This window comes from Paenibacillus sp. J22P15, from assembly GCF_056269345.1.
In genome coordinates this window covers 85,680-110,404 of sequence record NZ_JBWDNT010000015.1, presented here as the reverse complement: position 1 = coordinate 110,404, position 24,725 = coordinate 85,680, and the positions used below count along the sequence as shown (strand labels likewise).

25 protein-coding genes are annotated in these 24,725 nt (G+C 43.9%); 19 read left to right on the top strand and 6 right to left on the bottom strand.

The window, feature by feature from the left end:
• Window positions 1–200: 200 nt before the first annotated feature.
• The 9 genes from rpsF (at window position 201) to mnhG (ending at window position 7,797) form a co-directional block, all read left to right on the top strand.
• A complete protein-coding gene (gene rpsF / locus AC0YN6_RS23245) occupies window positions 201–485 on the top strand; it encodes a 30S ribosomal protein S6 (RefSeq protein ID WP_475749768.1) in 285 nt (94 codons plus the stop codon).
• A gap of 36 nt (window positions 486–521) precedes the next feature.
• Window positions 522–1,046, top strand: coding sequence for a single-stranded DNA-binding protein (ssb, locus tag AC0YN6_RS23240; RefSeq protein ID WP_475749767.1), 525 nt, complete (start codon window positions 522–524; stop codon window positions 1,044–1,046).
• Between the two features lie 111 nt (window positions 1,047–1,157).
• Window positions 1,158–1,442: a 30S ribosomal protein S18 gene (rpsR, locus tag AC0YN6_RS23235; RefSeq protein WP_475749766.1), complete on the top strand. Its 285-nt coding sequence runs from the start codon at window positions 1,158–1,160 to the stop codon at window positions 1,440–1,442.
• Between the two features lie 554 nt (window positions 1,443–1,996).
• On the top strand, window positions 1,997–4,873 hold the full coding sequence (locus tag AC0YN6_RS23230) for a Na+/H+ antiporter subunit A (protein ID WP_475749797.1): 2,877 nt from the start codon (window positions 1,997–1,999) through the stop codon (window positions 4,871–4,873).
• Between the two features lie 2 nt (window positions 4,874–4,875).
• On the top strand, window positions 4,876–5,214 hold the full coding sequence (locus AC0YN6_RS23225) for a Na(+)/H(+) antiporter subunit C (protein ID WP_475749765.1): 339 nt from the start codon (window positions 4,876–4,878) through the stop codon (window positions 5,212–5,214).
• A complete protein-coding gene (locus AC0YN6_RS23220; RefSeq protein ID WP_475749764.1) occupies window positions 5,207–6,685 on the top strand; it encodes a Na+/H+ antiporter subunit D in 1,479 nt (492 codons plus the stop codon). The genes AC0YN6_RS23225 and AC0YN6_RS23220 overlap by 8 nt, the downstream gene beginning before the upstream one ends.
• Window positions 6,686–6,690: 5 nt before the next feature.
• On the top strand, window positions 6,691–7,167 hold the full coding sequence (locus AC0YN6_RS23215; protein ID WP_475749763.1) for a Na+/H+ antiporter subunit E: 477 nt from the start codon (window positions 6,691–6,693) through the stop codon (window positions 7,165–7,167).
• On the top strand, window positions 7,167–7,451 hold the full coding sequence (locus tag AC0YN6_RS23210; protein ID WP_475749762.1) for a Na(+)/H(+) antiporter subunit F1: 285 nt from the start codon (window positions 7,167–7,169) through the stop codon (window positions 7,449–7,451). Before AC0YN6_RS23215 ends, AC0YN6_RS23210 begins: the two co-directional genes overlap by 1 nt.
• Window positions 7,441–7,797, top strand: a complete 357-nt coding sequence (mnhG, locus tag AC0YN6_RS23205) for a monovalent cation/H(+) antiporter subunit G (RefSeq protein WP_475749796.1) — start codon at window positions 7,441–7,443, stop codon at window positions 7,795–7,797. Before AC0YN6_RS23210 ends, mnhG begins: the two co-directional genes overlap by 11 nt.
• A gap of 66 nt (window positions 7,798–7,863) precedes the next feature.
• On the opposite strand, the gene AC0YN6_RS23200 is transcribed toward mnhG, so the two are convergent.
• The 4 genes from AC0YN6_RS23200 to AC0YN6_RS23185 form a co-directional block, all read right to left on the bottom strand.
• Entirely contained in the window at window positions 7,864–8,616 is a 753-nt protein-coding gene (locus AC0YN6_RS23200; protein ID WP_475749761.1) for a DUF4247 domain-containing protein, read from the bottom strand.
• 10 nt (window positions 8,617–8,626) lie between these two features.
• Complete coding sequence (locus AC0YN6_RS23195; protein ID WP_475749760.1) at window positions 8,627–9,133, bottom strand: DUF4178 domain-containing protein; 507 nt, start codon at window positions 9,131–9,133, stop codon at window positions 8,627–8,629.
• A gap of 22 nt (window positions 9,134–9,155) precedes the next feature.
• The gene (locus AC0YN6_RS23190) at window positions 9,156–9,557 is read right to left on the bottom strand and encodes a DUF350 domain-containing protein (RefSeq protein ID WP_475749759.1); all 402 of its coding nucleotides are present in this window, start codon (window positions 9,555–9,557) and stop codon (window positions 9,156–9,158) included.
• Between the two features lie 116 nt (window positions 9,558–9,673).
• On the bottom strand, window positions 9,674–10,342 hold the full coding sequence (locus AC0YN6_RS23185; RefSeq protein ID WP_475749758.1) for a PspA/IM30 family protein: 669 nt from the start codon (window positions 10,340–10,342) through the stop codon (window positions 9,674–9,676).
• A gap of 170 nt (window positions 10,343–10,512) precedes the next feature.
• Between AC0YN6_RS23185 and AC0YN6_RS23180 the strand changes: the two genes are divergently transcribed.
• Window positions 10,513–11,673 (top strand): AI-2E family transporter, encoded by a 1,161-nt coding sequence (locus AC0YN6_RS23180; protein WP_475749757.1) that lies wholly within the window; start codon window positions 10,513–10,515, stop codon window positions 11,671–11,673.
• A 112-nt stretch (window positions 11,674–11,785) separates the two neighbouring features.
• Here the strand turns inward: AC0YN6_RS23180 and AC0YN6_RS23175 are convergent, their stop codons facing one another.
• Window positions 11,786–13,105 carry a hemolysin family protein gene (locus tag AC0YN6_RS23175; protein WP_475749756.1) on the bottom strand — a complete coding sequence of 440 codons (1,320 nt, stop codon included), beginning with the start codon at window positions 13,103–13,105 and terminating at the stop codon, window positions 11,786–11,788.
• Between the two features lie 264 nt (window positions 13,106–13,369).
• Entirely contained in the window at window positions 13,370–13,777 is a 408-nt protein-coding gene (locus AC0YN6_RS23170) for a DUF4870 domain-containing protein (RefSeq protein WP_475749755.1), read from the bottom strand.
• Window positions 13,778–13,931: 154 nt separating this feature from the next.
• Here AC0YN6_RS23170 and AC0YN6_RS23165 point away from each other — a divergent pair, with 154 nt between their 5' ends.
• The 9 genes from AC0YN6_RS23165 (at window position 13,932) to AC0YN6_RS23125 (ending at window position 24,698) form a co-directional block, all read left to right on the top strand.
• Window positions 13,932–14,984: an LCP family protein gene (locus AC0YN6_RS23165; RefSeq protein WP_475749754.1), complete on the top strand. Its 1,053-nt coding sequence runs from the start codon at window positions 13,932–13,934 to the stop codon at window positions 14,982–14,984.
• A gap of 79 nt (window positions 14,985–15,063) precedes the next feature.
• Window positions 15,064–15,492 carry a CBS domain-containing protein gene (locus AC0YN6_RS23160; RefSeq protein WP_475749753.1) on the top strand — a complete coding sequence of 143 codons (429 nt, stop codon included), beginning with the start codon at window positions 15,064–15,066 and terminating at the stop codon, window positions 15,490–15,492.
• Window positions 15,493–15,734: 242 nt separating this feature from the next.
• Window positions 15,735–16,640, top strand: coding sequence for a DUF2232 domain-containing protein (locus AC0YN6_RS23155; RefSeq protein WP_475749752.1), 906 nt, complete (start codon window positions 15,735–15,737; stop codon window positions 16,638–16,640).
• 18 nt (window positions 16,641–16,658) lie between these two features.
• Entirely contained in the window at window positions 16,659–18,620 is a 1,962-nt protein-coding gene (locus tag AC0YN6_RS23150) for a DHH family phosphoesterase (RefSeq protein ID WP_475749751.1), read from the top strand.
• The gene (rplI, locus tag AC0YN6_RS23145) at window positions 18,617–19,060 is read left to right on the top strand and encodes a 50S ribosomal protein L9 (protein ID WP_475749750.1); all 444 of its coding nucleotides are present in this window, start codon (window positions 18,617–18,619) and stop codon (window positions 19,058–19,060) included. The genes AC0YN6_RS23150 and rplI overlap by 4 nt, the downstream gene beginning before the upstream one ends.
• A 166-nt stretch (window positions 19,061–19,226) precedes the next feature.
• Window positions 19,227–20,588 carry a replicative DNA helicase gene (gene dnaB / locus AC0YN6_RS23140; RefSeq protein WP_475749749.1) on the top strand — a complete coding sequence of 454 codons (1,362 nt, stop codon included), beginning with the start codon at window positions 19,227–19,229 and terminating at the stop codon, window positions 20,586–20,588.
• A 192-nt stretch (window positions 20,589–20,780) separates the two neighbouring features.
• Entirely contained in the window at window positions 20,781–22,067 is a 1,287-nt protein-coding gene (locus AC0YN6_RS23135) for an adenylosuccinate synthase (protein WP_475749748.1), read from the top strand.
• A 241-nt stretch (window positions 22,068–22,308) separates the two neighbouring features.
• Window positions 22,309–22,983 carry a hypothetical protein gene (locus AC0YN6_RS23130; protein WP_475749747.1) on the top strand — a complete coding sequence of 225 codons (675 nt, stop codon included), beginning with the start codon at window positions 22,309–22,311 and terminating at the stop codon, window positions 22,981–22,983.
• 140 nt (window positions 22,984–23,123) lie between these two features.
• Window positions 23,124–24,698, top strand: coding sequence for a LysM peptidoglycan-binding domain-containing M23 family metallopeptidase (locus AC0YN6_RS23125; RefSeq protein WP_475749746.1), 1,575 nt, complete (start codon window positions 23,124–23,126; stop codon window positions 24,696–24,698).
• The last annotated feature ends 27 nt before the right edge of the window (window positions 24,699–24,725 follow it).

The following is a 24,725-nucleotide window of genomic DNA, read 5'->3' as shown; positions in this document are numbered from 1 at the left end:
TCTACAGCGAACAGTCATTGCATGAGTAGCAGATAACGGCTAAAAAATGCATTAGCTGCTTCCATATGTTACCCCTGCGGAATCTGCCGTGATTTCCGCTTGTAATAGGCGATTCGATTTGGTATAGTATAGAGATGCGAGCAGAAGCTCGTTCCTTGCTCCATTTATGGGGCCGTTAGTCCAAGAGGAGGTGAAACAATATGCGCAAATATGAAGTAATGTACATTATTCGTCCAGACGTTGAGCAAGAAAACCTTCAAGCTATCGTTGACAAATTCCATGGCATTATCTCCAATGGCGGAGAAGTCATTAAGCAAGATGTGAGCGGTAAACGTCGTCTTGCGTATGAAATCAACAAGCTACGTGATGGGTACTTTGTACTGGTACATTTCAACGCAACTACTGAAGTTGTGAATGAACTTGACCGCATCATGAAGATTACGGATGAAGTTATCCGTTCGTTGATCGTTAGAGACGCCGCTTAATCTAGGCTGGATTGTTCGATTGGGAGGTCAGAAACGATGTTGAATCGTGTTATACTAATTGGTAGATTGACGAGAGACCCAGAGCTTCGCTATACGCCTGCTGGTGTCGCAGTTACACAATTTACGTTAGCGGTAGATCGTCCGTTTACGAGCGGTGGTCAAGGTGAGCGTGAAGCGGATTTCATTCCGGTTGTAACATGGCGTCAACTGGCCGAGACTTGCGCAAACTATTTGCGTAAAGGCCGCTTAACAGCGGTTGAAGGTCGCATTCAAGTTCGGAATTACGAGAACAACGAAGGCAAACGTGTCTACGTGACGGAAGTTATCGCTGATAACGTTCGGTTCTTGGAATCCAACAAAGATGGCGGAGGTTCACGAGAAGAAGGCGGAAGCAGCTACAGCGGCGGTACAAGCACCGGTGGAGGATCTTTCGGCGGTAATGCTTCCCAAAGCGGCGGTAACCGTCCATCTGGTAATAATAACTCACGTAACGACAGCCGTGATCCGTTCCAGGATGACGGACGCCCGATTGATATATCAGAAGATGATTTGCCATTTTGATATTAGTGTAGCCTAGGCTGCACGTATCAATGGAGCAGTTGCACAGCCTTTATTGGAATATAGAGCTGTTGTGTAATTGTAATATTTTCAACGATAAGGAGGATACCTATCATGGCTTTCAAACAAAGAGATAATGGTGGAGACGAGCGTCCAGAGCGTAAGTTCAGCGGACGTAAAGGCGGACGTAACAAACGCCGTAAAGTATGTTTCTTCACTGTAAACAAAATTTCTAAAATTGACTATAAAGATGTTGATTTGTTGAAAAAGTTTATCAGCGAGCGCGGCAAAATCTTGCCACGTCGTGTAACTGGAACAAGCGCGAAATACCAACGCTTGCTTACTGTTGCAATTAAACGTTCACGTCAAATCGCATTGCTTCCTTACACGACTGAATAGGTCGTTGTTGGAACGGAAGAGCCTACTGAGCATGCTCAGTAGGTTCTTTTTTTTGTTTCTAATCGTCTGTATTTATACGAATAATACGCATATATTCACGAGGAAGATAAGGAATAAAGAGGGATCCAGATAATATGTGGAGTTAGATGTTGAAAATATTTTATAGTTTGTTATGGGTGATGTAACGAGCGGTTTACTCCGTCGTTTATCTAATTGTTTATCGAGCTGCCATGAACTAACGAAGATTAATATAAAGAGCAGCGAACTTACCGCTATTTTTAATTTCAGCATGATGATCACTCCTTTAGTAAGAGTAATCCCCATTCCATTGGTTTTCATTCTTTTAGCTAGGACATTTCCTAATTTGTTTTTGACAATATTAAACTCGAAAGCTATACTAAAGTGTAGTCAAAACACAACTAAATGAACTTTTTTATCGGAGGAGCCTGCCAACAGCGGGCTCTTTTTGCGTTTTTTAAGGTACCAGCCGCGATGTAAGTACTTTTATGGAAAAATGGAAAAGCTTAAGAGGTTATTTGTTTTGGAAGGGGAGATTGTCTTTGCTGTCTATTGTCATCATTTTACCATTTTTAATGGCCGCTATTAGTCCAATGCTGCGAAGACTGCTGCATGAGGTTCATACGGGATGGGTGATCCTTCCCTTGCCCGTACTGCTGTTTGGATATTTTCTATGGCAAATTGCTGCAGTCCAGAACGGAGAGAGCTTAACCGAGTCAATTCCATGGATTCCTTCGCTTGGAGTCGACTTTACCGTTTATTTGGATGGGTTAGGGTTATTGTTTTCACTATTAATTACAGGTATCGGCTCGCTAGTTGTTCTTTATTCGATTTACTATTTGGATAAGAACAAAGAGGCAATTACTTCGTTTTATGTTTATTTGCTTTTATTTATGGGGGCAATGCTGGGGGTTGTGCTGTCGGATAACCTCATCGTCTTGTATGGGTTTTGGGAGCTAACAAGCATTTCCTCTTTCTTGCTCATTGCTTTCTGGAATCAGAGAGAGAAATCTAAGTATGGTGCACTTAAATCTATGCTTATTACCGTATTTGGCGGTCTATCTATGCTAGCCGGATTTGTTCTGTTGTATGTCATGTCAGGAACGTTTAGCATTCGTGAGATTATCGGCAGTGTTGATATGCTAACGAGTCATACGTTATTTTTGCCGGCTATGCTGTTGGTTCTAGTAGGTGCATTTACGAAATCAGCACAGTTTCCATTCCACATCTGGCTGCCAGATGCGATGGAGGCACCAACTCCAGTTAGTGCTTATCTCCATTCGGCAACGATGGTTAAAGCAGGTCTATACTTAGTGGCAAGGTTTAGTCCGATCTTCTCCGGAGAAGCAGCCTGGTTCTGGCTTATATCCTGCATTGGATTATTAACGATGATTTATGGCTCTTTCCGAGCGATGAAGCAAAAGGATTTAAAGTCATTGCTGGCGTTCTCAACGATTAGCCAGCTCGGCCTGATTATGAGCTTACTTGGGCTTGGTTCAGCGGCAGCATTTTTCACGGGGAGCACAGACTCTCTCTTTTATGCCAAAGCAACAATGGCAGCGATATTCCACTTGATCAATCATGCCGTGTTTAAAGGCGCTTTGTTTATGGTTGTCGGCATTGTAGACCACGAAACAGGAACGAGGGATATTCGCAAGCTAGGCGGACTTATGTCACTCATGCCGGTGACCTTCTCTATTGCACTCATTGGAACCTTCTCAATGGCAGGCTTGCCACCGTTTAATGGTTTTTTGAGTAAGGAAATGTTCTTTACAGCGGTACTGAATATTAGGGAGCTGGATATTTTCAATGTATCCTCTTTGCTAGTTATCATCCCTGTCATTGCATGGGTCGCAAGCATATTTACATTTGTGTACAGCATGATTTTATTATTTAAAACATTTACGGGACCAGCACAATTGGAGAAGCTGCCGAGAAAACCGCATGAAGCGCCAATCGGGATGCTTATTTCCCCGGTAATACTTGCTTCCTTAGCGATTGTCATTGGTTTATTCCCAAATCTGGTTGCGTACTCTTTAATTGAACCGGCGATGGCAGCTATTCATCCAGCTTTGCTGCTTCCGGGAGAGAATTTTGTGGTGTCGATTGAATTCTGGCATGGCTGGACAACTGAGATCTATATGACCATCGGGGTCGTTGCAGCAGGTGCTCTATTGTTTAAACTTCATCATCGGATGAAATGGATCAATGAGCCGCTGCTCCATAACATATCGGTGAACCAGATGTATGATGGAGGACTTCGTATGTTGGACAGAGGTTCCAATCGGTTGACCAATCGTTATATGACCGGCTCCATTCGGCATTATTTAATATACATCTTTATGTTTCTCATCGTTTCGCTTGGCATAACGATGATTCAATCCAACGTGAACTTATTTGATTTCTCAGATTTTGCACCTATGTCTATATATGAAGCTGTTATTATCATCGTCTTGGTAATATCGGTTATTGCTATTCCATTCACGAAGTCGAGAATGATGGCGATTATTTTAACGGGTGCTGCAGGGTATATGGTCACTTTGTTTTTTGTCATCTTTCAAGCGCCGGATCTTGCTTTGACACAGATGATCGTGGAAACAGTATCGGTAACACTGTTTCTACTTTGCTTTTATCATTTGCCGAAGCTAAGTAAGGAAATAGCCGCATTGCGTTTTCGACTATCTAACTTTGTGATCGCGCTTGGTGTTGGGGTCATAATGACGTTAGTAGCTCTTGGAGCAAGCGGAAGCCGTTCATTCGATTCTATATCGGAGTATTTTTTGAAGGAAAGTTACCTCTTAGCTGGCGGTAAAAATGTCGTAAACGTTATTCTCGTAGATTTCCGCGGATTCGATACGATGCTTGAAATCGTGGTGCTTGCTATCGCTTCGTTTGGTATTTATGCAATGATCAAGTTGAATGTGGAATCAGAAGGCAACGGTGTATTGCTGCCAAAACATAGCCATAGAGGCAAGTTGGCATTTCCAGTCATAAAGAGTAATGACGTTATTCTGAAGACGATATCAAAAGTCGTTATTTTCATCATCCTAACGTTTTCGTTGTACCTGTTCTTTGCAGGGCATAACGAGCCAGGCGGAGGATTTATTGGAGCACTGATGGCGTCGGCTGCATTTATATTGCTGGCTATGGCTTTCGGATTGCAGACCATTCGTGAAGTTATCCCTATCGATTTCCGAAAATTGACCGCGATTGGACTTGTGATTGCTCTTCTGACGGGAATTGGATCTTTCATCTTTGATGTACCGTTTCTCAGTCATGCTTTTGGTCACTTCCAGCTGCCATTGCTTGGAGACACGGAGCTTGCTACGGCGATGCTATTCGATTTAGGTGTGTATTTGACCGTCATAGGTGTGGCAATGACCATCATTCTAACAATAGGGAGGGATAAGTAGCTATGGAATTATATATGTCGCTGGCAATCGGTGTCATTTTTACAGTAGGGGTCTATCTCATCCTATCAAAGAGCCTATTGCGTATCATTTTGGGAACCTCTATTCTTACACATGGTGTTCATTTGCTGCTGCTGACGATGTCTAAGCTAAAAACAGGTGCTGCGCCGGTTCTGGGGCAGAAAGCGGAGTCGTATGTTGATCCGCTGCCTCAAGCGCTCATTCTAACCTCTATCGTAATCAGCTTCGGCATCACTTCTTTTTTTCTTGTACTTGCTTATAAGGCGTACCTGAAGCTTGGTACTGACGATATGGAACAGTTAAGGGGGAATGAAGATGAATAATCTGCTCGTATTTCCGCTTCTCATCCCTTTATGTACGGCGGTAATCCTTTTGTTTATTAAAAATAATGTCATTGTACAGCGTTGGATTAGCTCGATTGGTATGCTGCTTAATGTGGCAGCGGCAACCCTTATCGTGTATCAAGTGAAAACGGCTGGCATTCAAACGCTGCACATGGGGGGATGGCTTCCTCCTTATGGCATCGTATTCGTAGCTGATATGCTTGCAGCATTGCTTGTACTAGCAACCTCTGTTATTGGATCGTGCTGCTTGTTCTTTGCTTTTGGTACGATTGGCAAGGAAAGAGAAAAATATTACTTTTATCCGTTTTTTCAATTTTTGTTAGTAGGGGTAAGCGGATCTTTTCTTACAGGGGATTTGTTTAATTTGTTCGTTTGCTTCGAGGTAATGCTCATTTCATCCTATGCTCTAATTGTACTCGGAGGGACGAAGCGCCAGCTTCGGGAAACCTTGAAGTATATATTAATTAATATTTTATCATCAACGTTATTTGTAGCAGCTGTAGCGTATTTATACGGTGTAGTTGGCACATTGAATATGGCGCACCTATCTCAGCGAATTGCTGAAGCGGGACAGACGGGTGTATTGAACGTGATTGCGATATTGTTCCTGATCGTATTCTCACTAAAAGCCGGCTTGTTCTTATTTTTCTGGCTGCCAGGCTCTTATAGTGCGCCCCCAGCAGCAGTATCTGCTTTGTTCGGAGCCTTGCTCACTAAAGTAGGTTTGTATGCACTCATACGCACATTTACACTCATTTTCTACAATGAACCAGCTATTACGCATGGTTGGATTGCTTGGATGGCGGCTGCCACGATGATATTAGGAGCGTTTGGCGCAGCTGCCTATTCCGATATTGGTCGTATTCTGAATTACAATGTCATCATCAGTGTAGGCTTTCTTGCATTTGGCTTAGCGGTCAGCTCGAAGGATGCATTAGACGGGGTCGTATTTTATATGCTGCATGATATGGTTGCGAAGGCACTCCTGTTTATTGTGGGAGGAATGCTCATGTATGTGGCAGGAACGGGTCAATTAAAGGAAATGGGAGGCTTAATTAAACGCTATCCATTGATAGGGTGGATGTTTTTTATAGCCGCATTAGCGATTGCAGGTATTCCTCCGCTTAGCGGGTTTACAGGTAAATTGCTTATGTTAATGGGCGGCTTTCAAGAAGGATACTACTGGTTAACTGCTATTTCACTTGCATCGAGCTTTATCGTTCTTTATTCCTTGATCAAAATATTTATGGCTGCCTTCTGGGGTACAGAGATGAAAAATGCGGCTTCACTGCCTGCGATTAATAAGGGGTTCATCGTCTCGGCTGCAGGATTGTGCATCATTGTGATCGTTATGGGTTTTGGCTCAGAATGGGTATACCAATTTGTTTCTGAGGCAGGGCATACGCTTGTCAATCCGGCGCAATATATTGATGCCGTATTAAAGGAGTAGTTGAGATGGCTTTGCAAATCTTATTAAACTTAATCATTTCTTTGGTATGGATGTTTCTTCATAACGATTGGTCGGCTCCAAGGTTTATTGTCGGCTACTTAATCGGTATTTTATTTATCGGATTGCTCAGCCGGTTCTGGCCGCATGACTTCTATATGAAGAGAGTATGGGCAATCATCAAGCTGCTTGTATTGTTCATTAAAGAATTATTTGTTTCAAGCTTTGTTGTAATTGGATTAATTATTCGTCCTAAGCTGGCGATACGCCCGGGAATCTTTGCGCTGCAAACTGAACTTAAATCAGATTGGGAAATAACGATACTATCCTGCCTCATTTGTTTAACACCAGGGACACTGACACTGGACGTATCAAGAGATGGACGGACATTGTATATTCATGCGATGGATATAGAAGATGCGGAAGTGATCTCTCAGCAAATTAAGGACTCTTTTGAAAAAGCGATTATGGAGGTGACTCGGTAATGCTAAATACGCTGCTTCTTGTATCGTTAATCATTTTATCACTGGCGATCTTAGGATGTATGTACCGACTGCTAAAAGGACCTTCGATAACGGATAGAATTGCTGCTTTAGATACGATCGGTGTTATTTTATTATCGATGATTGCGGTCATTTGCATGCTGCTTCAAACCAAAACTTATTTCGATATTATATTGTTGATTGGGATATTGACCTTTATTGGTACAACCGCTTTTGCAAGATATATTGAAAGAGGAGCTGTCTTTGAACATGGAGATGATAAGTAAGCTGGGTGAGCTGATTATTGGACTGATGGTATTGTTCGGTGCTCTAGTTGCCGCGTTAAGCGCATTTGGTCTTATTCGACTTCCCGACGTTTATTTAAGATCGCATGCTGCAACCAAAAGCGCTACTTTAGGGGTATTATTCATACTCGCAGGCGCCTTCCTATATTTTATGATTTACTTGGAGCATACGAGTGCGAAGCTGCTGCTCGGTATCTTATTCGTATTCATAACGGGACCGGTAGCGGGACATTTGAATGGAAGAGCAGCATACCGATCCGGTGTACCTTTATGGGACCAAAGCGTTCAGGATGATTTGAAGAGTAAGTATCAGAAGGAACAAAAATAAAAAAGCAGTATCCTTGATGTTGAGGATACTGCTTTTACTAATTTAAAAGGAGCTGCAAAGATTTCTTTACCGTCGTCGTGAGATTCTGCTTTTGCCAACCTTGACGGATGGTTTGGATGTTCGAGGCTTGGTGAATACTTTGCTCGAGCTGCTCTTTTTGTTATTGTCTTTCACGATCTTGCCTTTAGTAGCGGGTTTGGTCGTAATACTGTTCTTGCTTTCCTTGGCGGATGGGGATGGGGCGGTGACATTGGCATCCTTGGAGCGTCTCATTACCGAGCCTGTGCGATTAACAGTAGCGGGAGGCGCAACCTTCTTATCATCGACGGTAGGCACACGGTAAGTTGTCTTAGGCTTGTATGTATCCTTAGAAGAGTAGCCGCGGTACTTGCCGTTGCCGTATTTGCCCTTATCAAACAGATCATCGAGAACACTAGCTATTAGATAGGCTTGGAGAAAGCTGGAGCTATAATTTTGACGTACATATTCCGTAGAATTAATTTCAATTAACGTATCCTCCGATGCATCAGGAGCCTGCTGCAAATCGATGACTTCATCGGAGTAGACAAGAAACATCCGCTCTGTACTTGCTTCGCTCTGCTGCTTCGGTTTACGCTGCTCGACAAAATCTGAAGCAACATCAGGAACAGATCGATTATCGGCACGATACACGTAAGAAGTCTCATTGCCAGAGCCGTTGACTGATTCTAATGGATATTGCTCCTTAACCGTATCCGTTACGGCGCAAGCTGTGAGAAGAGGAACGATAAAGCTTAGAAGAAGCAAATATTTCAAAGATTGATGCCACCATTTGTTCATCGTTATCCTCCTATCCGCCGCGCAGCACGCGTACATCGGCAGGCAGAACACTTTCTCCTTCATAGAGCATGAAGCGCCCGTTTTGCCATTCGATACGAAGCAGCTTCATATCATCCGATTGGTATTGCCAGACGTGTTGTTCGCCTCCCTGCATGTAAGGCGTTTTGCCGACCGCTGTAATTAAACCGGAGAATTGCTCCTCCATATGATAAGTGCGTTCATCCAGTTCTAAGATGGTAGGGACTTCATCAATCGATTCTAAACGTCCGTCAATGGAGTCATATAGTGCAAACACCGTCTTCTCACGTTCCTCTATCGTCAAATAGCGGATCGTTATGCCATCCTGCAGCGTAAGGACAATAGCGTTGCGTGCACGGTTATGTGTTCGGCCTGTTACGTTATAGGTGATTAAGGAAACCTCGCAAGCGTCGCCAGGGGATAGGGTCATGATGCTCTTCTCAGCAATGGGCGGTTCCACGGGGGTGATCAGGTTCTTAATTCTTTTGAACAAACTCATCTTATAGGCTCCTTCTTCAAAGTTAAATAGACCCGATAATCAATGCACCGGCGACATGAAGGGAACCTGCAAAGAGGGCATAACTGACTTTGCCTTCATGAATACCTTGCTCCAGCTTCATACCGCTTATAGCGATGACGACTTTCTCGACGATCCACTCCAGCAGGAGCAATAGAACGAAGGAAATGAGCGAGATGGCGAGGGCTTCCCACATTTCACTTGATTTACTGATGGATTGGGACAAAATATACGCTTGGGCAAATAACTTGAGTGCAAAACGAGTCGTTACTGCGGTATTCCCTTTTTTTATTTCCTGCAAATCATTGTACTTCGTGAAGCGTGAATCCAAGAACATGATGATGACGAGTAAAATGGCTCCAGCACCTGTCCAAACCGGAATTCGAATAAGATCAATCCAAGACATCGTGAGTACCTCCAACGTTTCTAATTTATAAAAATAACCGCTGTCAGTTAAAACCGGCAATCCGATTCCTAACACCAGCGGTCACACTATACGATGTTTGTAATCAAAAGTAGTAGCTATTGCTTCTCGTATTGCTTCATGAGAGCCGCGAGCTCATCCTCGACGGCTTTGTCCTTACCGAGCTTCTCGAACTCATCATCAAGTGATTTCCCTCTGGAGCTCATTTCATTGCTCGCTTCGGCTTGTGCTTCCATTTGCAGCATTTTTTCTTCCATGCGCTTCATGCCTGCAGCAGCTGAATCGGTACCGAAGCCTGACATGGCTTTATTGATCTCTGTTTGTGCTTTGGCCGCGTTGTAACGAGCGACGAGCGTTTCACGCTTATTCTTAAGGTCGGTAAGCTGCTTACGCATCTCATCAAGCTTGCCGCGCAGATTATCCGCTAGCAATTTATTCTGATCAAAGCTTGCTTTGTATTCGGTAGACTTCTGCTCAGCTGATTTCTTCTCCTCAAGGGCGCGCCGTGCGAGATCAATGTTTTGGGATTGTGCTGCAAGGTGTGCTTGCTCGCCGCGCTTCTCTACAAGCTGAGCTTGCTCTTCATATAGCTGCTTGAATTTCTTCTCAATAGCAATCTGCGCCGCGACTGCTTTCTCCGCATCTGCAAGATCCTCTTGCATATCGCGAATATATTGATCGGTTAGCTTAACAGGATCTTCTGCTTTCTCAATTAAGGTATATACATTCGATAAAGTAAGGTCACGAAGTCGTTTAAATATAGACAATGAAATCCCTCCTAGAATCGTTGTTAACATAAGATATGATACGCGATGGAGAAGCGGGAAGTTGCATATAAAATGTTGTAAGCCTGTCATTCGCGTTTTTATTTAAAGTAATGCTACAATTAGTCAAAATAATCACTTGTATGAGAAGAACAGAGAGAGGGAGCATAACGATGGAAAATAACAGAACAGGAACCGAGCGGTTTAAACGATTTATTTTAAATAACAAATTCGTATTATTCCTGCTTGTTTTGTTACTCATTGGACTTAATATTATGGTGCTGACTAAAATTTCATACATTTTCACACCCGTAACGGTGCTGCTAAAAACGTTGCTGCTGCCTGTCATATTGGCAGGGATTGCTTATTATTTGCTCAATCCAGTAGTTGATTTTTTGGAGCGTAAGGGTGTAAAGCGGATATTCTCTATTGTTATGCTCTTCTTGCTTGGCGCAGGACTAATCACCATATTATTGGTCGCAGTTATTCCATTTCTTAATGGGCAAGCAGTAGGTTTCGTGAACAGCTTTCCTAAGTACGGGGAACAATTACGGCATAAATTTGAGGACTTTATGGACAGTGCGGGATTTATTCAGATGCAAGAATGGTTTAATTTAAATCCTGAGAAGTTAACGTCCAATATTACGGAGCAAGCGACTGCTCTGCTCAACGGAACATTAGCGAGCGTAGGCTCATTTGTAGGGGCGCTCAAGGAGGTTATTCTCGCAATATTGATGCTTCCGTTTATATTATTTTACCTGCTGAAGGATGGCAAAAAACTGCCGCAAACTATCGTCAGTGTCCTGCCAAGCAAGCTGCAGGAGCAAACGAAACGAATCATGGCAGAGATGAACGGTCAAATTAGCAGCTATATAAGGGGGCAAATCATCGTAAGCTTCTGTATTGGGCTGCTGCTATATATCGGATACCTGGTTATTGGACTGGAGTATTCACTTGTACTTGCCTTAGTTGCTGCCTGTACAAGCGTTATCCCATACCTAGGACCTGCAATCGCCATCACACCGGCCTTAATTGTGGCAATGGTTACTTCACCTGTCATGCTTCTAAAAATGGTGGTCATCTGGACTATCGTTCAGTTTATTGAGGGTAAATTCATTTCACCGCAAATTATGGGCAAAAGCTTGCAGATTCACCCAATCACCATTATTTTCGTTATTTTGACGGCAGGTAATTTATTTGGTCTCGCAGGTATCGTTCTTGCGGTTCCTGGATATGCGGTAATCAAGGTTATCGTGATTCACTTGTTTGATTGGTTCAAAAACCGATCCTCCCTGTATCATGAGGAGAAAAAAAGAGAACGGTCCTTAGATTAAGCGATATTTCATTAGCAGTTTGAAATAGATAAATACGATGCCGAAAGCGAGTAAATAGGATAGGAACTAAAAAAGGAGGGCACCGGAGTGGAGTGCCTTCCTTTTTTTGTTATTAGCCTGCTTTAGGTTCGAGTCGACGAAGGGCGGGGCCAATCGTTAGCTCTACTTTGTTGATACGATGCTTGCTTACTTCTCGAATGGTAAAGGTTAGATTATGAAATCCGAATTGTTTGCCCGGTTTAGCATCGTCCATTTCACTATAGAGCCAGCCGCCGACGGTATCGACTTCTTCACGCTCAAGCTCCGCACCGATGAGGTCGCCAAGCTCTACAAGTGAAACTTTACCGTCCAAAAGATACGAGGTATCTGACAGTATTTCGATATCTTTTCGCTCATCAGCATCAAATTCATCACGAATATCACCGACAATTTCTTCTAAAATATCTTCAATGGTTACAAGGCCGGATGTACCGCCATATTCATCAACGACGATGGCAAAGTGTACACGTTCCTGCTGCATCCGTTTCAACAATGTTTTTACAGGCAGAACTTCGGATACAGACATTACCGGCTGAATAAGTGTTTGCAAATCGATTTCTTTGTTTACTTGATATTGAAGAAATAATTGTTTCGTATTGATCATCCCGACAATCTGGTCTTTGCTGTCACCAGCAACAGGGAAGCGGGTGTACTGCTCCTTACGAATAATATCCATATTTTGTTGAAGTGTATTGTTCTTATATAGGACGGTCATATCGGTACGCGGAACCATAATTTCTCTGGCTAAAATTTCGTCAAAAGCAAAGATCCGATTTACGTAGCCATATTCCGTATTGTTAATTTTTCCGCTTTCTAGGCTGTCTGTCAGAATGATTTGAATTTCTTCTTCTGTATGAGCATTTTCATGCTCCTTGGCTGGTTTTAAGCCGAACAAACGAACCAAAGCATTAGCGGAGCCGTTCAATACCCAGATGAAAGGGTACATGATTTTATAGAAGAGAATAATTGGCTTTACGACAACGAAACTGACAAGCTCTGCCTTCTGAATGGCGACAGACTTTGGAGCAAGCTCACCTACAACAACATGAATAAAGGTAATGACTAGAAAGGCGATTAGAAACGACAAAATGTGACTGACATCATCGTTGAAATTCCAATGCTCGAATAAGGGAAGAAGAAGTTTTTCAACGGTAGGCTCTCCGAGCCAACCAAGTCCAAGCGCTGTAATCGTAATGCCAAGCTGACAGGCAGATAGGTATCCATCCAAATTGCTTGTAACCCGTTGAACGGCAATGGCGTTTCTCTTACCTTCAACGACTAATTGGTCGACACGGCTCGAACGAAGCTTAATGATTGCAAATTCAGTAGCTACGAAAAAAGCAGTTAACACAATTAGTAAAGCAAACAAAAACAGATTAAGTCCTATACCCATAATTAGTTTTCACAATCCTTCATCTTCATATTTTTTTGTTGTCACTTAATAGTACGAACTTTCTGCCTATTCATCAAACCGCTGAATAAGTGGTAAAAGGCTGCAAAAGCTCAATTTTACCGATTTAGAGTAGCTGGCTAATTGATATTAGCCGTTCTCTAGCATTTGCGAGTTAATTGGCATGGTTTATTGAGTAGTTCTTATGAACTTTTAGTTATAAATAAAAAAGAACGGCAAAGGCCGTCCATTTTTTGAGGTTGATAATTAGAACTTGCTCGCTTGCTGTTCTGACCAATCTCCGATTACAGGCAGTTTATTTAGCTTTCCTTGCAGCGTAAGAAGCATGAGACCGATCCACAAGACGAAACCGATCGGAATAAGCAGTATGCCTAGCAGCCAGCCGATAATTGGAATAACGCCTAATATTAGATTAGCAACGATGAAAACGACGGACACGACGATCGATTGTACGGCATGCAGTCTGACGAAGCGGCTTTTCTTCTCCAGCACAAGGAATAAAATGCCGGTAATAAAGCCTAATAGATAGCAAAGCAAGCCAGCAACTTTCGGGTCAAGTCCCGTTGATGAGTGGTCTGGATGTATGATTGGGGGTTGATTCAAGAGGTTCACCCTTTCTATTTTACCTACTCTTGCAATGATTGTATTCGTCATACGAATCCGATAGACCTCTTTGTTTTATTAAAAAATATCCAGAAATGGAATCAATACTTTGTAAAAGATTTGTAACTTGTTTCGACATATTATCGTCTAAACTTAGTATGCGTATTTATAAAAGAATTGATAAGATAGGAGAGGCCATCATATTATGAATAGACGTAAATGGTTATACACGGCATCCATTGCCGTGCTCATTCTTGGCGTAGTTGGTTTTTTTAATCGCGGGACATTGGCTATGCTAGGGTTTGACTGGTTCTTTGAGGGCAGTGTTAAGAAGCAATTAGAACAAACGTATAAACCAATCGATGGACGGGAGCCCGTTCCGGTTAGTACAATAAAAAAGAAGCAAGATCCATTCTCTATCCTGCTGCTTGGTGTCGATCAACGCGGCAAGGAAACGGGACGATCCGACACCATGATCTATACGGTCGTACGTCCGAATGACGGCGAGATGCTTATGGTCTCGATTCCTCGCGATACTTACGTGGAGATTGTCGGAAGGAACAAAGAGGATAAAATCACGCATGCTTACGCATTTGGCGGAGCAGGAATGGCGATGGATACGGTCGAAAAGTTTCTTGACTCGCCGATTCAGCATTACGCTTCTATTAACTTTGAAGGTTTCCGTGATGTGATAGACACGCTTGGAGGAATCGCACTCCCTATTGAAGAAGATATGGTTAATGATGATGCTGATCATGAGAAGTTTGTCATTAAAGCAGGCCAGGACACTTATAATGGCCAGGATGCGCTTAATTATGTACGATACCGTGAGGATGCTGGCGGTGACATAAATCGTACAGAGCGGCATCAGATTTTTTTGAATCAGCTAATGGATAAAGCGAAGCAAATGAATCAATGGTCCAAGGTGCCAGAGCTCTTCGATATTATGGGCGATAATTTCAGTACGGATATGCGTCCTCAGCAGCTAGTAGACTTAGGTCAGAGCATGCTGCAAGCGAAGGAGCGTCAGATCTACAGTCATTCGTTGACTGGTGAAGGGCGTCGTTTGCACAGCGGAGGGGCATGGTATTATTTTGCCGATGATGATGACTTGGCGAAGGTACAGACGATGATTAAGAACTGGTTAGACGCAGATACACCTGCATCCAGCCTTATATTGCCGGATAAGTACACAGTGGATAAGGTAGAAGAGGTAGATATGCTGTCGAGCAGCGAATCTACAACGAAGCAGAAATAATGCTGATTGCTCTGAACCGCGCTGTTGCCTTCGACCAATTGGAATGGAAACAGCAAACGGAACGGAGTGGTTGGAAAATATGAATATTGCGTTTTTTTTGTTGCCGAAGCAAGAGGTCGTATGTGTAACCCAGGATGTAACATTACGACAAACGCTTGAGCGTATGGAATACCATCGCTACACGGCAGTTCCTATCATTACTAATGACGGGGGATATGCAGGTACGGTTACGGAAGGCGATCTATTGTGGTATTTTAAGAATCATTCGGATATGTCGCTGGAGCAAACCAATAAGGTGAAGCTTATCGATGTACCGCTTCGATTGAATAATAAGACCGTGCGGATCGACGCCAATATGGATGATCTGATCTCGCTGGCGAAGGTGCAAAACTTTGTTCCCGTTGTTGATGATATGAACCGATTTATCGGAATTGTTCGCAGGAGCGAAATCATTGATTACTGTCAGAAAATTATTATGGAGCAGCATAAAGTGCTGCATGATCAATAAAAAGCGGCAGCTAATGCGTCCTTATTTAGGTACTATTTTCAAACTCAGCAGGGCAATATAATAAGATGTAAGGCGGAATAAGCTAGGCGTTCCGCCTTTTTCTTATATAGGGAGCTCCAAAGCAGCACGTTCGGCAAAAGAGTGTGCCTATGGGAATGTGCGTGATATGTACAGCTTTTATGTTATAATGAGTTGTAAAAGTTTCGTAAGAAACCAGATTAAATAAGCAAGAGGTGAACGGTTTGAGAACCGGCTTGAAACCAGTGCTGTGGAGCTTTACGGCACTCCTTTTATTATTGTCCCTTCTAGTACCGCTATTTAACATTATTTCAATGTTGCTGCTCATGGTGCCGTATGTCGTGCTTTATACGACGCTGTCGCCAAAGTCATTTGTGCTGCATTTGCTTCCAGTATGGGCGCTATCCTTCATTATCGGCGGACCAGCTACGCTTATTATTGGATTGTTTTTCCTCATACCGTCTATTGTGATGGGTCACTTGTTCAAGAAACAAGCACCCGCCTCTAAAGTCGTTCGGACGGTCAGCGTCGTGATTCTTGCTCAATTAATGCTTGAGCTTGTTATATTCGAGGTGCTCTTGAATATATCACTCATCAAAGAATTACGAGCATTTATCCGGTTAACTGTTGAGGAACTAATGACGAAGCAATACCTGCCTACAGAATGGAATTCGGACCTAACGGAAGCTGTTATTACCACGATGGTCAATTCTATTCCTGTAACCTTCATTATGATTGCGTTTGTTGTCACTGCTGTCTCGCAATTTGCAGCTCGCAGAGCTGTAAAGTGGAGCGGCGGACCGGACTTACCTAGATTTACGCGTGCTAGAGAATGGCGTTTGCCTCGCATACTCGTTTTTTTGTATTTAATTACTTATGTGATGGAGCTGTTCTCGTCGACGACGAACGATTCTTTTTTTTCAGTGGCTTTAATGAACTTGGTTCCTTTGCTTAGTTATGTTTTTGCGTTTCAGGCTGTCGGATTTTTCTTCTTCCTTGCTCATCAACGAGGATGGAATAAAGCGGTGCCGATTATTATTGCGATTCCGGTGCTTTTGATCCCGCCGCTCAGCTTAATTGGCGTGCTGGATACTGCTTTCCCAATCCGTAAGTCGTTTACGAAACCATAGCACAGGAGCGGATAGGAAATGCCGAAGTTTTTGGTTACACGCTGGCACGGAATGCATCAAATATGGGCATTTGCATTGATGGTGCTTATGACTGTAGGGCTTGCTTGGTTCGAGTGGCTGCTTGGTCTGCTCGGATTACTGCTCACAGGAGGCGTTTTGTTCTATACCATATTGGCAGAACGCGCTTTCCGCAAAGATTTGAAATCGTATTTAGGCACGTTGTCATACCGAGTTAAGAAGGTTGGCAATGATGTCGTCAGCGAGCTTCCTTTCGGAATTATTTTATATAACGAAGATCGAGTTGTAGAGTGGCATAACCCTTATATTTCCAGTGTGGTAGATAAGGAATCCGTTATTGGTATTCCGCTTGCGGAGATTTTCCCAACCTTACAGCAAGTTAAGGAACGTGAAGGCACGATTGAAGCGGCTGTGGGCTCACAGGTTTACCAGCTGATCTTTAAGCCGAAGGAACGTATTCTCTATGTGAAAAACATAACCGATCTCTGGCAGCTTGGCCGCAAATACGATGATGAGAAGCTCGTACTCGGTGTTGTGATGATTGATAATCTAGAGGAAGTTACGCAGGGCCTCGATGATCATCAACGCAGCTCCATGCTGGCCAAGGTTACGACAGAAATTACGGAATGGGCTCAAAAATATCATATTTTTTTAAAAAGGCTTACCTCAGACCGTTTTCTACTGGTGACAGATCAGAAAACGTTGAAGCAGCTTGAACAATCTCGGTTTGTCGTGCTCGATGAGGTTAGAGACATTACTGGTGATCACAAAATCCCAGTTACTCTAAGCATCGGTTTTGCAGCAGGGGCTGAGCATATTATTGAGCTTGGTCAATGGGCGCATATGAGTCTCGACATTGCGCTTGGACGAGGCGGAGATCAGGCCGCAGTGAAGGTTGGCAGCCGCCAGTCCTTCTACGGCGGAAAATCGAATGCAGTGGAGAAGCGGACACGCGTACGCGCACGGGTAGTCGCACATGCACTTCGTGATTTGATACGCGAGAGCCACAATGTAGTCATTATGGGGCACAAGATGCCCGATATGGATGCAATAGGGGCTGCCATCGGCGTCATGAAGGCAGCGCAGCTGTTCGGTAAAGAGGCATATATCGTGCTGGAGGGTGTTAACCCGGCGATTCAGAAAATGATGGAGCTCATCCGTGAAGACGAGAAGCTCTCTAAGCGGTTTGTCTCACCGGAGCAGGCTTCGGCATTAATAACGCCTCAGACGCTGGCTGTCGTAGTTGATACGCATAAAGTGTCCATGGTGAAGGAGCCTAAGCTGCTTACTCAAACCGACCGTATCGTCGTTGTCGATCATCATCGCCGCAGTGAGGAATTTATCGCGAATGCGATATTAATTTATATGGAGCCTTACGCTTCATCAACTTGTGAACTCGTAACAGAGCTTCTGCAGTATATTCATGACCGTGTCGTACTTGATGTACGGGAATCAACGGCGCTGCTTGCCGGCATCACAGTAGATACGAAGAGCTTCTCGCTTCGCACGGGTGCGAGAACGTTCGAAGCAGCATCCTTCCTGCGCCGTAATGGCGCAGACTCGATGATGATTCAGCGGATGCTGAAAGAGGATCTTGAGGAATACGTGCGCAAGGCGGAAATCATTAAGCATGCCGAGGTGCTATATGAGCACGTGGCCATTGCAGTTACCGAAAGCGGTCGTAAATATTCACAGCTGCTCATCGCGCAATCAGCGGATACGCTGCTGAATATGACGGATATACTCGCTTCCTTCGTAATCGGGGAGCGTTCCGATGGTCTGATTGGCATTAGCGCACGTTCGCTTGGCCATATGAATGTACAGGTCGTCATGGAGAGAATGGGCGGAGGCGGGCATTTAACGAATGCTGCTGCTCAGCTCGAAGGATCAGTAGTCGAAGTAGCCGAACGTCTGAAACAGGTTTTAGACGAAATTGAAACAGAAGAGGGGTTATTTGAATGAAAGTAATCTTTTTGCAGGATGTTAAAGGACAAGGAAAGAAAGGGCAAGTGAAAGATCTTTCCGAAGGATATGTACGTAATTTTCTATTGCCGCAGGGACTCGCGAAGTTGGCTTCGGACGGCAACCTGAAGACGCTTGAGGTGCAGCATGCATCCGAGCAGAAGCGCAAGGAGAAAGAAAAAGAAGACGCGCAGACACTTGCCAAGAAGATGGAAGATATGACTGTCGTGATTAAGACCAAAGCGGGCGAAGGCGGCAGATTGTTTGGTGCCATCACGAGCAAGCAAATCGGTGAAGCGCTGGCAGCGCAAGGCATTAAGGTTGATAAACGTAAAATCGAGCTTGAAGATCCGATCCGTACGCTAGGCGTTACACAGGTGCTTGTGAAGCTTCATCCTGAAGTGAAAGCGAAGCTGAACGTGCAGGCGTCTGAAGAATAGAAGGCAGGCTTACGAAGTAGGTTTTCGAAGAAAACCTTTGGCCTATGCTTACGAAGTAGGTTTGCTACGCAAACCTTAGCTTATGCTTACGATGTGGTTTTCTTCGAAAACCTGTAGGCCTATGCTTACGAAGTGGGCTTTCGAAGAAAACCTTTAGGAGGTACCCATGAGCAATGAATTGATGTTTGATCGTGTTCCACCGCAAAACTTAGAAGCCGAGCAAGCCGTCATTGGAGCCATATTGCTGCATGCGGAGGCCCTTATCACAGCAATGGAGCGGGTGCGCAGCGAAGACTTCTATAGCGGTCCTCATCGACAAATTTATGAAGCGATGGTCGAGATTGCAGAGAACAACCAGCCGGTTGACCTCGTGACCTTGACCGCGCATTTGCAGGATCAGCATTTGCTTGAAGAAATAGGCGGAGTCAGCTATCTGGCGAAGCTTGCTAATTCAGTGCCTACAGCAGCAAACGTTGACTATTATGCACAAATCGTAGAAGAGAAATCGATGCTGAGACGGCTTATCCGTACAGCAACTAACATCGTATCCGATGGTTATGCCAATTCGGAGGATGTAGGCGTACTTCTCGGCGATGCAGAGAAAAAAATTCTAGAAATATCGAATCGACGCTCAGGCAGCGGTTTTATCTCCATAAGAGATGTATTGATGGAGGTATTCGAGAAGGTCGAGCAGTTGTATCAAGATAAAGGTGGAACGACAGGCATTCCATCCGGCTTTACGGATTTGGATCGCATGACGGCTGGTTTCCAGCGAAGTGACCTTATTATCGTAGCTGCTCGTCCATCCGTAGGTAAAACGGCTTTTGCGCTTAATATCGCTCAAAATGTCGGTGTTCGTGCTCGTGAGACAGTCGCTATCTTCAGTCTGGAGATGTCAGCGGCACAGCTTGTACAGCGTATGATTTGTGCGGAGGCTAACGTTGATGCACAGCGCATGCGGACAGGCCATCTCGAAGGCGATGACTGGGAGAAGCTGACGATGGCGATTGGATCACTCTCGGAAGCACAAATTTTTATTGATGATACGCCAGGTATTACCGTCGCAGAAATTCGTGCCAAATGTCGTCGTTTGAAAAAAGAAAAGGGACTCGGCATGATTCTTATTGACTACTTGCAGCTCATTTCCGGCCGCGGAAAAGCAGGCGAGAATAGGCAGCAAGAGGTATCCGAAATCTCGCGGACCTTGAAACAAATCGCACGTGAGCTCGAAGTTCCCGTAATCGCTCTTTCACAGCTCAGCCGGGGTGTTGAGCAGCGGCAGGACAAGCGTCCAATGATGTCTGACCTTCGGGAATCAGGGTCAATTGAGCAAGATGCTGATATCGTATCTTTCTTGTACCGTGATGATTATTACGATAAAGAGTCTGAGAAGAAGGATATTATTGAGATCATTATCGCGAAGCAGCGGAATGGACCGGTAGGTACAGTGGAGCTTGTCTTCCTCAAAAAGTACAATAAATTCGTAAGTATTGATCGCGCGCATCAAGATCCGATGCAAGCATCTTGAATATCCGAACAATTGCATAGGTAGGTATGCAATTGTTCGTTTTTCGTTTGACTTCTAGAAGTCGGACTGCTACACTATTAATGCTGTCTTTTGACTTGTAACACAGTGCCTTTGTATAAACGAAAGCTTGTGTATACATAACATTGCGATGGTAATTTTCGGTGCTTATAAACACCGGACGGGGGTATAATTATGTCTACGGTTGTTGTAGTTGGTACACAGTGGGGAGACGAAGGTAAAGGCAAAATCACTGATTACTTGGCAGAGGGAGCCGACGTCGTCGCTCGTTACCAAGGAGGAAACAATGCCGGACACACCATCCTTATTGATAACAAAAAATATAAATTGACGATGATTCCATCGGGTATTTTCAATCATGATAAAACTTGCGTCATCGGTAACGGAATGGTTATTAATCCGGAAGCGCTGATCGACGAAATTAACTATATTCACGACAATGGTTTCTCAACGGATAACTTGAAAATTAGTGATCGTGCTCATGTCATTATGCCTTATCACCTTGTACTTGATGGTCTTGAAGAAGATCGTAAGGGCGATAACAAAATCGGCACAACACGTAAAGGTATCGGCCCTTGCTACATGGACAAAGCGGCTCGTAACGGTATTCGTATCGCTGATCTGATGGATGCTGAAGAGTTTGAAACAAGAGTTCGCAGCATTATTATCGAGAAAAACCAACTGATTGAGCAAGTATACGGCGGAGCGCATCTTGATGCTGATTCCATCGTTAGCGACTATCTTGGTTATGCAGAGGTGCTTCGCAAATATGTAACCGATACTTCTGTTATCCTAAACGATGCTATTGATGCAGGTCAGAAAGTATTGTTCGAAGGCGCTCAAGGCGTTATGCTTGATATCGACCAAGGAACATACCCGTACGTAACGTCCTCCAACCCATCAGCTGGCGGCGTGTGCATCGGATCTGGCGTTGGTCCATCCAAAATTCAACAAGTAATCGGTGTTGCTAAAGCGTACACGACTCGTGTAGGCGATGGTCCTTTCCCAACCGAGCAAGATAACGAAATCGGTCAAATGATTCGTGACAAAGGTCATGAATACGGTACAGTAACAGGCCGTCCGCGTCGTGTAGGCTGGTTCGATACGGTGGTTGTACGTCATGCACGCCGTGTTAGCGGTATTACTGGTCTATCGCTCAACTCGCTGGATGTTCTTACAGGTCTTGAAACGGTTAAAATTTGCACAGGCTACAAATTGCGCGGCGAGGTTATCGATACTTACCCAGCTAGCCTCAAAATGGTTTCAGAGTGCGAAGCGATTTACGAAGAGTATCCGGGTTGGTCAGAGGATATCACTGGTGCAAAAACGCTTGATGATCTTCCAGAAAACACGCGTAACTACTTGAACCGTGTATCCGAGCTTACAGGTATTCCAATTGCGATCTTCTCAGTTGGCCGTAACCGTGAGCAAACAAATCCAGTTCGTCCGATTTACGAATAGAATATATAAAAGAAAAATGGGTGGCCTTCGGGTCATCCTTTTTTTGTTGTGCTTTCGTTTTGAATTTTTGAAACAAAAATTAGTGCATTAAATGGATAAAAACGTACGTAGATTGGGAATTTAATAGGTTTGGGAGAATGACAGCCCTTAATGTTGACCATAATGATATATAACAGATTATGGAGAGTCTAGCTGTTAAAGAGAATTTTGTCAGCTGCGGAACGAAGGGGTTGGTGTGAGTATGTTGAAAAAAATAGAATGGCTGGCGAAGATTGTCGCAGCAGGTTTAATCGTAAGCTTCCTATCTATTTGGACGACCGGGTATATTGTGACAAGTTATGTTGAAACGATATTAAAACAATTCAATTTGCCGCTTGAAGTACCGCCTATGGCGATGTCAGGGGTATGGGGGAAGTTATGGGGAGCAGATCCGCTAGTGAAAACGGATTTAGTAGAAAAAGAAGAGAATAAGGCGCCAGCTGAGGATACTCCAGAAGCAGAAGCGAATACGGGTAATAGCGATGAGGCTGAGCCTCCGGCGGCAATAGATGCGTTTGGTCAGGCAACGGACCCTCCGCTTACAGATATAGGTATAGGAGGCGGCAGTGAGGCAGGCAGCAGTGCTGCGACTGAGGCTGGGAGTGTTGAAGAAGGAACATCAGGTGTCGATAATACGGAGACAGCCATGACGACAGAGGATTTAACCGAGGTAAAGGATCAAATAAGCGATGAGGATAAGGAAAAATTGTTTGAACTTCTGATGAGTAAATTACCGCAAGAATCGTTGCAAACCATCTCTCAATATATCGAAAATGGACTGACGGAACAAGAACTGACAGCGATTCAACAAATAATGGCACAACATCTCGACAAGACCGAATACGGTCAAATGATGGAGATTCTGAAAAAATATTAATATTGTGAATGGCGTGTAAAGGTTGCTCCAATTGTTGGGCGTATGATAAAGTATTAGGCGAACGATCCGACAGGATTACTCGTCTTTTTTTATGTCGGATTTCACAAAAATAGTTGCATTAGCGCGAAAAGGAGACAATCATGACCGTTTTCAGGGACAAGGGTCGGATTCAGAAAGTATGGAATCAAGCGATTCATTACTTTCGGCATGACCGATCGCAACCAACGAATGGCAAGACACAGCAACAATCCGCAAATGATTTGGTAAAAACGCCTTTTTGGCGAAAAAAGCCGGTTCAGTTAGCGGGCGGGGCGCTCGTACTCCTCACAATAGCCGGATTTAGCGGAATCCAATACCTCCAAGCAAACACAGTCGAATTTTATAACGTATATATGAATGGAACAGCAGTTGGAACCGTAAGTGATCCAGAAGAAGTAGAGCAGCTAGTTTTGTTAGAAACCGAACAGGTTCAGCAAGCTAACCCAGGTATTAATATGGTGCTTGATACAGGAACGATTACCTATGAGCTTGATCAAGCATTCAAAGCAGTTCCTGAAACCGATGTAACGCTGGACAAGCTCGAAGGTTTGTTTACTTCTCATGCGGTTGGCGTCGAAGTCAAGGTTGACGGAAAAGTAGTGGGTATCGCGAAAGACCAACAGACTGCGGATGATATTTTGCTGCGCGTACAAAGCAAGTTTGCCCCTAAGCTTGCCGCAGCTAAGAAGAAGGAAAAAGAAGTAAAGTCTCTATCGTTTAATAATAGAGATGCGAATGAACCTGCGATTGCATCTAAGGCAGCAGAGAAAGTGCCAGGACGCGAGGTTACAGAAGTTGAATTCATTGAAGCTGTTATGATGGAATCGGTGGATACGGATCCGCAGCAAATTATGGAAGCAGAAGCAATTTACAAAATGCTCGTTCAGGGCAGCATTCAACCAACTAAATATACGGTACAAGCAGGCGATTGTGTAGGCTGTATCGCACAGAAATTTGATATTTCCCCTGAGGTTATTTATAAGAACAACGCGTGGATTGAAGATGATAAGCTTACGGTTGGCGATGTGCTCGACCTGACGGTGCTGCAGCCAGAGCTAACAGTAAAAACAACAGAAAACTTAATTGAAGTTGAAACGATAGATCCGCCAGTTGAAATAAAGAAAAATGAAAGCATGCGTGTCGGCGAGTCGAAGACATTGTCTAATGGTACACCGGGTTCTAAGCGTATGACTTATCGTATCGTGAAGCAAAATGGTTATGTCGTTACCGAAGAGCTTCTTTCAAAGGAAATTATTAAAAAAGCAACTCCAAAAATCGTTGAGCGTGGAACGAAGGTCGTTTTGGGTGAAGGATCAGGGCATTTTGCAATGCCTGTTACAGGCTCAAGATTGACAAGTAAGTATGGACAGCGCTGGGGACGTATGCATAACGGCATTGACCTCACAGGAAACAAGAACATTCATGCTTCTGATACAGGAAAAGTTGAGTTTGTAGGCACCAAGCCAGGTCTAGGCAAGACGGTTATTATTAATCACAAAAACGGATACAAAACCGTATATGGTCACCTCAGTTCTTACAAGACTAGTGTAGGAGATATTGTTGAGAAGGGTGACACAATCGCTATTATGGGCAGCACAGGCAATTCTACCGGTGTTCATTTACATTTTGAAGTGTACAAGAATGGTTCTTTGCAGAACCCATTAAAGTACTTATAATTTATACCCCAATTAAATCGATAAGAA